Annotated in this window: 9 protein-coding genes; 3 read left to right on the plus strand and 6 right to left on the minus strand. The window is 63.9% G+C overall.

What is annotated here, in order from left to right:
* Window position 1: 1 nt before the first annotated feature.
* Genes KUA23_RS10510 through KUA23_RS10520 form a run of 3 tightly spaced genes read right to left on the minus strand, consistent with a single transcriptional unit; the run spans window position 2 to window position 2,640 of the window.
* Complete coding sequence (locus KUA23_RS10510; RefSeq protein WP_099494517.1) at window positions 2-667, minus strand: response regulator transcription factor; 666 nt, start codon at window positions 665-667, stop codon at window positions 2-4.
* A 39-nt stretch (window positions 668-706) separates the two neighbouring features.
* Entirely contained in the window at window positions 707-1,078 is a 372-nt protein-coding gene (locus KUA23_RS10515) for a response regulator transcription factor (RefSeq protein WP_099494518.1), read from the minus strand.
* Complete coding sequence (locus KUA23_RS10520) at window positions 1,078-2,640, minus strand: PAS domain-containing sensor histidine kinase (RefSeq protein ID WP_252993893.1); 1,563 nt, start codon at window positions 2,638-2,640, stop codon at window positions 1,078-1,080. The genes KUA23_RS10515 and KUA23_RS10520 overlap by 1 nt, the downstream gene beginning before the upstream one ends.
* Window positions 2,641-2,837: 197 nt before the next feature.
* On the opposite strand from KUA23_RS10520, the gene KUA23_RS10525 reads away from it, so the two are divergent.
* Window positions 2,838-3,254, plus strand: coding sequence for an organic hydroperoxide resistance protein (locus KUA23_RS10525; protein WP_099494521.1), 417 nt, complete (start codon window positions 2,838-2,840; stop codon window positions 3,252-3,254).
* A 160-nt stretch (window positions 3,255-3,414) separates the two neighbouring features.
* Window positions 3,415-4,374, plus strand: coding sequence for a quinone oxidoreductase family protein (locus KUA23_RS10530; protein WP_346356395.1), 960 nt, complete (start codon window positions 3,415-3,417; stop codon window positions 4,372-4,374).
* On the opposite strand, the gene KUA23_RS10535 is transcribed toward KUA23_RS10530, so the two are convergent.
* Window positions 4,355-5,581, minus strand: a complete 1,227-nt coding sequence (locus tag KUA23_RS10535) for an MFS transporter (protein ID WP_100491104.1) — start codon at window positions 5,579-5,581, stop codon at window positions 4,355-4,357. The two genes, KUA23_RS10530 and KUA23_RS10535, sit on opposite strands and share 20 nt — an antisense overlap.
* Window positions 5,582-5,754: 173 nt before the next feature.
* Here KUA23_RS10535 and KUA23_RS10540 point away from each other — a divergent pair, with 173 nt between their 5' ends.
* Window positions 5,755-7,047 carry an epoxide hydrolase family protein gene (locus KUA23_RS10540; protein WP_100491103.1) on the plus strand — a complete coding sequence of 431 codons (1,293 nt, stop codon included), beginning with the start codon at window positions 5,755-5,757 and terminating at the stop codon, window positions 7,045-7,047.
* A 7-nt stretch (window positions 7,048-7,054) separates the two neighbouring features.
* Here KUA23_RS10540 and KUA23_RS10545 read toward each other — a convergent pair whose 3' ends face one another.
* Window positions 7,055-9,925 carry an ATP-binding protein gene (locus KUA23_RS10545; protein ID WP_252993894.1) on the minus strand — a complete coding sequence of 957 codons (2,871 nt, stop codon included), beginning with the start codon at window positions 9,923-9,925 and terminating at the stop codon, window positions 7,055-7,057.
* Between the two features lie 90 nt (window positions 9,926-10,015).
* A complete protein-coding gene (locus tag KUA23_RS10550; protein ID WP_252993895.1) occupies window positions 10,016-11,230 on the minus strand; it encodes an MFS transporter in 1,215 nt (404 codons plus the stop codon).
* Window positions 11,231-11,244: the final 14 nt, after the last annotated feature.

Genomic DNA, 11,244 nt, shown 5'->3' on the forward strand with positions numbered 1-11,244 from the left:
CTCAATGCAGCGGCTTTGCCAGCAAAGCCGCCATCTTGACCAGGTCCGCCAACGAGCGGGCCTTCATTTTGCGCATTGCCTTGCCCCGATGGGCCTTGACCGTGATCTCGCTGATCGCCAGGTCGCAGGCAATGACTTTGTTCATATGCCCCGCGACGACCCTTGTCATCACTTCCTGCTCCCGTGGCGTCAGGGTGGCGTAGGCCGCCCGCAGGACGCGCAATTGATCCTGTTGGTCCAGCAGGGTGCGGCTCTTTTCGAGGGCACCGGCAATCGCGGTCAAAAGCACGTCATCATTGAACGGCTTGGTCAGGAACTCCACCGCCCCCGCCTTCATGGCGCGCACCGTCAGAGGGATGTCGCCGTAGCCGGTGATGAAAATGATCGGCGTGTCCGGGCGTTCGTTGGCGATAGCGGCTTGCAGGTCCAGGCCGTTGAGGTCGGGCAGGTTGATGTCCAGCACCAGGCAGGTGGGCACGTCTGCACGCGGCTGGCTCAGAAACGCCTGGGCCGATTCGAACAGCCGGGGCTGCCACTGGGCGAACCGGATCAACAGCTCCAGGGATTCGCGCACAGAAACATCGTCATCGACAACGAATACGATCGGCTGGGTGTCGGTCATCGGCGCGGCTCTGCGTGCATGGGCGATGGGGTGAGTCGAATACATCATGATAGCTCCTTCAAGATAGCTCCCTGCTGGAGCGGTTCAGAGGACTGGAAAGGCCGCGCTCAGCGCTTTGAGCAATTGCGCTTCGCTGAACGGCTTCATCAGGCAGTCCACCACGCCGGTGCGCATCAGTTTGAGCCGGTCGCCGGCATCGCCATGGGCAGTGATAAAGATCACCGGAATGCCATGGCCGCGCAGTTGGAGGGTGGCGTGCAGTTCCGGGCCGGACATGCCTGGCATCGCCACATCCAGGATCAGGCAGCGCGTGCCCGTCACATGGGGCGATGCCAGGAACGCTGGCGCCGAGGAAAACGCTTCGACCGCAAAACCGAACTCCCGGAGCAGGTCCGGCAGGGATTCGCGCACCGATTCGTCATCATCGACAACCGCTATAAGAACAGGCTGTTCCATCAGATTCCCTCCTTGGTCAAGTCGGCGTCCTGGTCGGTCATGCGCGGCAGGGCAAATCGGAAAGTGGCCCCGGGGCCGTCATGGGCGGTGGCCCACAACACGCCATCATGGCGCTCGATAATGGAGCGACTGATGGACAGCCCAATGCCCATGCCGGTGGCCTTGGTGGTGTAGAACGCCTGGAACAGGCGCTCGGCATCCTGCGGGTCGAAACCATTGCCGTTGTCCTTCACGGCAAGGTAGACGCTCTGTTGTTCATCCAGCCCGGTGGTGACATGCAGGTACCGCGAACGACCCGTCATGGTGTTCATCGCCTCGGTGGCATTGAGGATCAGGTTGAGGATCACTTGTTGCAGTTGCACGCGGTCGGCGTTGACGGTGGGCAGCGCGTCGGCAAATTCCGGGATCAGCTTCACGTCATTGCGCTGCAATTCGCCCAGCAGCATGGCGATGACCTCCTGTGCCGCCTCGTTCAAATCGACTGGTTCGAGGGTGATGCATTTCTTCGAAAAGAGCGCACGCAGGCGGTTGATCACCTCGGCGGCGCGGTTACCATCGCGAATGGTACGCCGCGCGGTCTCCAGGGCACCGGTGACATTCGGCGGGTCGGCGCCCAACATGCGCAGGCAGGTGCTGGCATTGGTGATGATGCCGGCCAGCGGCTGATTGACTTCGTGGGCAATCGAGGCGGTGACGGTGCTCAGGCTCGCCACACGTGTCAGGTGCGCCAGCTCCGCGCGCACCTTGCTCAGGGTTTCTTCCGATAACCGGCGTTCGATGGCGATGCTCGCCGCGAGCATTTCGGCGCGCTTGCGGTCTTCGATATCGGTGTTCTCGCCGTACCAGCGCAGCACCACGCCCCACGCATCACGTTGCGGTACCGCGCGCACCAGGAACCAGCGGTAGTCGCCGTCGAAGCGGCGCAACCGCGCCTCGTACTCTCCGGCTTCGCCCGACTGCAGCAGGGCACCCCAATACTGTGCCAGTTGCTCGGCGTCGTCGGGGTGGACCGAGCGCGCCCAGCCATCGCCGCGCGCTTCGTCCAGGCTCATGCCGGTGTAGTCGCACCAGCGCTGGTTGACGAAGCCGACACTGCCGTCGGGCGCCGCACTCCAGACAAATCCGGGAATGGCGTTGATGATGTTGCTGAGGCGGTCTTCCGAGGCGCTGACTTCGGCCAGTGCGTGGGCGATCAAGGCTTTGTCGCGCTTTTGCTCGTTGATGTCCACGCTGATCACCCACCAGCGGAGGATCCGGCCCTGGCTGTCGCGCATCGGCTTGCCGTCACTGACAAACCAGCGGTAGGCACCGTCCGCCTGGCGCAGGCGCAGTTCCTTGCGATAGGGCTCGCCACTGCGTACCGCCTCGCGCCAGGCGTTGAGCGTGGTCTGCAGGTCGTCCGGGTGCACGGCCGCCTGCCAGCCGCAGCCGATGGCTGCGCTGGCACTGTGTCCGGTGTAGGCGCACCAGCCTTGGTTGACGTAGTCGACGCTGCCGTCCGCCACGGCGGTGAAGGCCACCCCAGGCAGTGCATCGACGACGCGATCGAATTCATTCGACATACCGGTTCTCTAGTGACAGGCGCCGTGCGCAGAGAATGCCCTGTGGGCGGCTGTTCGCCCATCATACTTAGGTGTCGCATGCCCACGCTGGCGGGCAGGCAAACGATACCATCGTGTTATCGATGGCGGGCACGAATGCTGTTTTGATTGAGTCGCGCATCCCGAGTGCGCTTTCCTCAATTTCCCGGAGCTCTGCCATGACCGCCAAACAAGTACTCTACACCGCCAAAGTCCACACCACCGGTGCCCGCGACGGGGGCACCTCGCGCAGCGACGACGGGCGCCTGGACATCCTCCATTCCCCGCCGGGCTCCAAAGGCAGCGGTACCAACCCCGAGCAACTGTTCGCGGCCGGCTGGTCGGCCTGTTTCAACGGCGCCCTGGGGTTGGCGGCGCGCAAGTTGAAGGTCGAGTTGCCGGCTGACGTGGCCATCGATGCTGAAGTCGACCTGTGCATGGAGGGCGACGCTTACTTCCTGCGGGCACGCTTGAACGTCAGCCTGCCGGGCTTGGAGCGGAATGTGGCGCTGGCGCTGATTGAAGGTGCCCACCAGACATGCCCGTACTCTAAGGCGGTGCGTGGCAACATCGATGTGGTGCTCAACCTGGTGTGAACGTAAGCCACTGTATCCAGCGTGACTGACGTTACACAGTCATTCAAACCTGCTGCTTTGCCGACATGCCGCAGATACACGTGCTGCACAGCATGGCGGCAGGTTTGGCGTCATCCGACGCTGACGGATGTTGAAGGCTGTGAACACGATGAAAGCAGTGATGATCAACGCATTTGGCGGCCCCGAAGTCTTGGCCGTGCAAGAGGTTTCACTGGCCCGGCCAGGGCCTGGGCAGGCACTGGTTCAGGTCATGGCCGCCGGGGTGAATTTCATGGATACCGGCGCGCGCCGAGGTCTCGGCGCCGCCAGCCCGTTGCCGCTGACGCTGGGCGCAGAGGGCGCAGGCGTGGTGCTGGCCGTCGGGCCGGAGGTGACTGAGGTAACACCCGGTGATCGGGTGGCCTGGTATTACGTCCCTGGCAGCTATGCGCAACAGGTCATCGCCCCGGTCAGCCAATTGGTGCCGTTGCCCGATGACATCGGCTTCGAAACCGCCGCCGGCCTGATGATGCAAGGCCTCACCGCGAGCAACCTGGTGTTTGACGTGCACGCGATCCAGAAGGGTGACGTGGCATTCATCCACGCTGCGGCGGGGGGAGTAGGGCTGATGCTGACGCAGATGGTCAAGCTGCTCGGCGGCCAGGCGATTGGCCGGGTTTCCCATGCCGACAAGGTTGACAGCGTATTGGCGGCTGGCGCCGATTACGTGGTGATCGGGCACGCCGGGCATATCGCCGGTCAGGTCGAACGCCTGGTGGGCAAGCACGCGGTAAATGTGGTGTATGACGGCACCGGCAATGAAGGTTTCAACGAGTCACTCAATCTGCTGGATTACTTCGGCACCTTGGCCCTTTTCGGCCCGTTCATGGACCCGATTGCGCCGATCGATATCTTTTCCATCCAGCGCAGCGTCAAGCTGACCTACCCGGTGGTGATGCATCATGTGCGTAACCGCGAGACCCTGCTGGCCCGCGCGCAGCAGTTGTTCGCCTGGGTAAGTACTGGAAGGCTCAAGGTGAACATCGGCCAGCATTATTCATTGGCGCAGGCGCACCAGGCACATCGGGATATCGAGTCACGCCGCAGCACAGGCAAGCTGATTATCCTGCCTCAAGCCTAGGCCGGCGCCTGCGCCAGATCAGCAGGGCAGCCAGCAATTGGCTGCCCGCATAGAAGGTAAACAGATCCTGGGGACGCCACTGGGCGTCGAGCAGTACACCGGCGAACGTGGGCGACACAATGGCCCCCAGCCTTCCCGCGGCCAGCACCAGGCCCACGCCGCGCGTACGTTCGGAGCTGTCGAACGTCTGGGGCGCGAGCACAAACAGCGCTGCAATGGCGGCATAGAGCAACAGGCCGGCCGTGAACCCCGTGGCAATCGCCAGCAGCGGTATGCGCGTGGCCGTCACCATCAGCAGCATCAGCACGGCATTGAGCAGCAGGCACATGCACAGCAACCGGTTGCAGCCCCAGCGAATTGCACCCAAGCCCAACAGCAGTGCACCGAACATGCCGCCAACCGTGAGCAACATGCCGCCGGTGATGCCGTGGCGTGCGGAAAAACCGCTATGGGTCAGCAGCATGGGGGTCCAGTTCATCACAAAATAAAACCCGAACATCAGCAAAAAGCATACGCAGGCCAAGGTGCAGGTCGATGCCCAGCGTCCGTGGCTGAACAGACCGCGATAACCTTGGCCTGGCCGCTCGGCCGCCAGCGCTACCTGCGACGCAGACTCGCGCAACCACAGCACGCCGGCCACGCCGACCAACAGCGTCAGGCCGCCCCCTGCCAGGAACACATAACGCCAACCGAGGCCGTCATTAAGCAGATGGGCCAGCACCCCACCCAAGGTGGCGCCCAGCGCAAAGGCCACCGATTGCAAGGCAATTGCCAGGCTGCGACGGGTGGGCGGTGCATGGTCGTGGGTCAGGACATTGGCGCCCACCAACACCGCGCCCACGCCGATACCCGTGAGCAAGCGCAGGCACAGCAAAGTGCAATAACCCTGGCTCCAGAAACACAGCACCATGGTCATGCCGCTGAGCATCAGGCTCGCCAGCAACACCCGGCGGCGTCCATGCCGGTTGGCCATCGGCGCAGCCCCCAACGAGCCGCAGGCCATGCCCACCAGGCTGGCGCTGAGCAGCAGGCCGATTTGCGCCGCGCTCAATGACCACTGCGCGGCCACGCGGCTGGCCGTGAACGCCATGGCCATGGCGTCCAGGCCGTCGATCACATTGAACAGCAAGCACAGCCCCACCACGATCCACGCAGCGCGCCACGTCGGAATGCCCGGTGTAGCCGAACTGATTGCCTGCCCACTCATTGGTTTTGGGTCCTTTATTTATCGAGGGTGGATGGCAGCATCGGGCGCTTCTGCTGGCAAGTCATACAAAGGTATCGACCGACACCTACGTGCAATCGTCCGCGGCAAACGCCGATGGTCTGATCGGTCTTGCACGGGCCACGAGGGCGCAGTGCCACGACAGGAGATTCATCATGCTTGCAGCTTCGTCCCATTACCTGCGGCTTCGCTGCCGGGCCTCGTTGCTCGGCCTGGCGCTGCTCGCCGGCAGCCAGGCCGCGTGGGCGGCCACCGACGCCATCCGTCCTTACCGCATTCACGTTGATGAAACCCAACTGACCGACCTGCATAAACGCATCGCCGCCGCCCGCTGGCCGGATAAGGAAACCGTCAACGACACCTCCCAGGGCGTGCAATTGGCGCAGGTACAGGCACTGGTCAAGTACTGGGGCAATGGTTACGACTGGCGCAAGGCCGAGGCCAAGCTCAATGCGCTGCCTGAGTTCATGACCACCATTGACGGGGTCGACATCCAATTCATTCATGTGCGCTCGCGCAATCCGAACGCGCTGCCGTTGATTCTTACCCACGGGTGGCCGGGTTCTCAATTTGAATTCCTCAAAACCATCGGCCCGCTGACCGACCCGGTCGCCTACGGTGGCCGCATCGAAGATTCGTTCGACGTGGTGATCCCATCGATCCCAGGCCACGGTTTTTCCGGCAAGCCCACCGAACTGGGATGGGGCCCGGACCGGGTCGCCAAGGCCTGGGATGTGCTGATGAAACGCCTGGGCTACCAGCATTACGTGTCCCAGGGGGGCGACCATGGCTCGGTGATCTCCGACGCGCTGGGCCGCCTGGCGCCCCCCGGTTTGCTCGGCATTCACCTGAACATGCCGGCCACCGTGCCGCCTGAACTGGTCAAGCCGATCAACAGTGGCGAACCGGCGCCCGCCAACCTCACCGAACCTGAGCGCACGGCCTACAACGCGCTGAGTACCTTCTTTGGGCGCAACGCGGCGTACGGCGCGATGATGGTCACTCGCCCGCAAACCATCGGCTATCTGCTGGCCGACTCGCCGGCCGGTACGGCCGCCTGGATGTACGAGAAATTCGCCGCCTGGACCGACAGTGATGGCAAGCCCGAGCGTGTGCTCAGTCGTGACGAAATGCTCGACGACATCAGCCTGTATTGGCTGACCAACAGCGGTGCGGCGTCTTCGCGTTTCTACTGGGAGAACAACAACAATAACTTCAGCGCCGCAGCGCAGAAGACCGACACCATCAAGGTTCCGGTTACCATTACCGCGTTCCCCCGCGAGATCTACCAGGCCCCGAAAACCTGGGCCCAGCGCGCCTATCCCTCGTTGTCCTACTACAGCCAGGTCAGCAAGGGCGGGCATTTCGCCGCCTGGGAACAGCCGCAACTGTTCAGCGAGGAACTGCGCGAGGCCTTCCGCCCATTGCGCCCTTTGGCCAAGCCCTGAGGCTTTTTCAGGTACGTTGAGCATCGTCCAGGCGCGCCTGTAGCAGGCGCAGGTCCTGGGTATCAAAGCCTTCCGAAAACTGCTCGCGGTGTTGGCCCAGCAAACGCTGGGCCTCACTGCCACGACCTTGCGCCTGCCACAGCGCGGCCAGGTCGATGGCACTGCGCAACGCCCAGCTGCGTGAGCCTTGCTGCTGACTCAGGCTCAAGGATTCTTCCAGCAGTGTCTCAGGCCGTTTGTTGTCGCCGGGCACTTGTGCCTTATGAATGCTGGCCTGGAGGCGCAGCAGTTCCGGCAGGGGGAAGGCATCGCCGCTGTGTCGACAGTGTTCGATGGTCGCCTTCACTTGTACCAGGGCCTTTTCAAATTGCCCTTCCAGGATCAAGCCCTCGGCCAGGGCGATCTCGAAGGAGGTTGTCAGCAATTCGTAGCGCATGCCGTGCAGGCGGGCCAGGGTTTCCTCAAGGACGGCGACGGCATTGCCGGGCTGGCCTGCGCGGATGGCGACCGCCGCGCCAAAGCCCATGGCTGCGGCGATATAGGGGCCGAAGGCGTTGGCTTCGGCAATGGACTTGAAGGTGTGCAGGCGCTCGGCGGCGGTGTGCAGGTCACCGGTCCAGATGTAAATCTGCAGGGTCCAGACCAGCGCGATGCAATAGGTGGTTGCATGGTCCAGCGCGGCGGCTTCGGTTTCGACCTGCTGGGCGCCTCGCCTGGCCTGGTCGGGAAAGCCCATCAGCCACAGGGTGCGCGCCAGGGCCAGGCCGGTGCGGTTGCGATGGTCGAAGCCGTAGTGAATGGTCAGACTGCGCTGCGACGGCACACTGTTGCGCAGGGAGTGTTCCAACGCGTGGCGCGCCAACGCCTGGTCCCCCAGCAAGTGATAACAGATGCCCGCAAGGGAGGCGGCCACCGCGATGGCTTCCGGCTTGGCGATCACTGCGCTGATCTCCACGGCGCGTTCGGCCCAGGCCAGGGACGCCTTAAAGTCACCAATGCGTTCGTAGAAAATCTGTAAACGCCCCAGCAGGCGCAGTTGCGAGCGGTGCTCGCCAAGGCTCACGGCAATGTCCAGGGCGCGTAACAGGGCTTTTTCTGCGGCGGCGCTGTTGCCCTTGGTGAACATCAGCACCAGGCCCAGGGCGGCTTGCAGTTCCATTTCGGTGGGCGTGCCGAAGTAGCCGAGTTCCAGCAACTCAGTGGCGCGGGTGCACCAGGTGCGGCATTCCACCAACAGGGAAAAATGCAGGAACAGTTGTGCACTCGCCGCCGCCAGCGGCAGTGCCAGGCCGGGGTCGCCCTGAGGGCCGAAGCTCCACTCCAGCGCGCTGCGGATATTGCCCAACTGGCAACCCAGCCGCGTGGCGCTGGCGAAGATCGCGTGAGGGGTGTCGCCCAGGTGCTTGAGCTGCTCCATATGGTACGCCGCATGCCTGAAGGCCAGGGCGTGCACCTCGGATGGGCCCCGCACCTGGAGTTTTTCCCGCGCATAGGCGCGGGTCATTTCCAGCAAGCGGTAAGAGGCCGTGGCGTTGCTGCGGTTCACGGTGACCAGGCCCTTGGCGGCCAGCTCATCCAGGGTCGCGGCCACGCTGACGGGGTCGATCCAGTCGTCGGCGGCAATGTGCGAGGCCGCCTCCAGGGCAAACGGTCCGACAAATGCCGCCAGCCGCTCGAACACCAGGCGTTCATTGGCCGAGAGCAGGTCGTAACTCCAGTCCAGCATTGCGCGCAGCGTCTGATGCCGTGGCAGCGCGGTCCGGCGACCGGCCCATCCCAGGGAAAAGCGCTCGCCGAGCAGGGCGTGAGTGGCGTGTACGCCATGCACCGCCACGCGCACTGCCGCCAATTCGATGGGCAGCGCCATGCCTTCCAGGCGTTGGCACATGTCGGCAATCAGACGTGCATCGCCGGGTGCCAGGGCCAGTGCGGCATTGCTGGCGTACACGCGCTCGACAAACAGTTGCACGGCGGGAAATCCCAGCAGTTGTTCAACGCTCAAGTCCTGCAACTCGCTGGGAAAGGCCAGCGGGTCGAGCCGATACACGTGCTCGCCGCGCGCCCGCAGCGGTTCGCGACTGGTGGCGAGAAGGGCCACGCCCGGGGCCGCATCCTGGATCTGTTCAACGAGGGCGCAGACCGCATCGATCAGGTGTTCGCAATTGTCGATGATCAGCAGCAACCGTTGCGCACGCAGGTGGGCGAGCAACACCTGCATCGGTTCTTCGGCCTGCACCGCAATGCCCAGTGCGCTGGCGAGGGCGATGGGCACCAAGTCCGGATCCTCGACCTGGGCCAGGTCGACGAAGTGCACGGCGTCTTTCTCTGCGCGGCAGTGGCCGGTTTCCACGGCCAGGCTGGTCTTGCCCACGCCGCCTGGGCCGACGATGGTGAACAGCTTGGGTTGTCGCAGCCGCTCCATCACCAGCGCCACATCGGCGTGGCGCCCGATCAGGCTGGGGCGCGGCGGCAGGCGGCCGACGCCATTGGCCACTCGAGGGTGGCTGTACGGGGCAGGCAAAGGGCGCGCCGCGCGCTCCATCGGCGCGACGAACGCGTAGCCAACGCCGACTTGGGTGTTGATATAGCGTGCACCGTCTTCGCCATCGCCCAGAATGCGGCGCAGCCCGGTCATGTGAAAACGCAGGCTGCCTTCTTCGACGATGATGTCGGGCCACACCAGGCTGATCAGTTCACGTTTGGACACCACGCGTCCTGGGCGTTCGAGCAGGGCGATCAGCAGGTCGAGGGCACGACCGCCGATATCCAATGCCGCGCCATCTTTCGTGAGCAAGCGTTTGCCCGGAACCACGCGAAAAGGGCCGAAGGCAAAGTCCAGGCTCGCGGCCTCATGCAGGTCGTCAGGGGCGGACTCCACGGTTATCGCGCTCTCGAAAAGAGGAAGGTGTATTCAAGGGGGTTGGAACCCTGTTTCGGTCTGAGCATGATAGGAGATCCCAACGTTGGTTCAAGTCCGTACAGCCTCGGCCGCGTGCGGCGCGAGGGCGTTGGTCTGGGCCGGTTTGAGCATCGGCGTCAGGCACAGCATGAAGACCAGCACGGCAAACAGCATGGCGTAGGCTAGGCTGTAGTTGCCGCTGTGGTCGCGCAATGCACCGAAACACAGCGGGCCCAAGGCGGCCACCAGATAGCCGATAAACAGCATGAATACCGTCCAGGCACCGGCTTGTGCAGGGCTGCTGGCATTGTCCAGTGGCAGCGTCATGCCCACGGTGAACGCCATGCCCAGGCCGATCGCCACCAGCAACACGTAAAGGGTTGGCCACGCCGTCGGCGCAAACGCCATGCCTGCGGTGCCCAACAGCGCGATCAATGTGCAGACGGCCAGCAGGCCGCGACGGTCATGGGCCTTGCCGGGGATCAGGCCGGCGCCGACGCTGGCAACCGCGAATACAGCGGTGAACAGCCCCAGCAAGGTGCCGGCGGACAGGTGGGTGACGGCCGTTTCCGTGGAGGACGGTGCCAGCCAGGCGAACAGGGCATAGACCACAAACTGGCTGGCACCGAAGTACAGCGCCACCAGCCACGCCTGGGGATTGCGCCACGGCAGTCGGATCGACCGGGCCGGTGCTGGCGCCAGCCGAGGCGCACCGGCCGCGAAACGCCGGGCCATCCACACCCAGCTGATCACCGCCGTGACGCTCAACAGGCTCCATGCACCGGCGCCTACACGCCAGCTGTGGGCGAGTTCGGTGATGGGCGCGGTGAACAGCGCAGAAAGGGTGGCCCCGACACTCAAGCCTGCGGCATAAATACCCATGAAAAACGCCGGACGGTGTGCAAAGTGGGTTTTGATCCAGCCCCCCATCAACGCGCCGGCGATGGCGATGCCGACACTGATCACAAAGGTGTTCAGCAGCAGCAGCGCGGCATTCGGCGAGACCGCCCGCAGCAGACACGCGGCACCGATCAGCACCAGGGCCGCAATCATGCAGCGGTCCGACCCAAAGCGTCGGCTCAAGCCTGGCGCAAGCAGGGCGAGCACACCCATGCACACGTCCGGGATCGACGTCAGCAGCGCCGCCTGGGTAAAGCTCAACCCATACTGGTCCTGGATCAACAGCAGGATCGGCCCGATGGACACGATGGCGGGGCGCAGGGCGATGGACAGCACCAACAGGCCGAGGACGGCTGCCAGGCTGTGCTTGTCAGTGGAGGTCATGTCGACGGGCTCTT

The sequence above is a fragment of the Pseudomonas pergaminensis genome, from assembly GCF_024112395.2.
Taxonomy (GTDB): Bacteria; Pseudomonadota; Gammaproteobacteria; order Pseudomonadales; family Pseudomonadaceae; genus Aquipseudomonas; species Aquipseudomonas pergaminensis.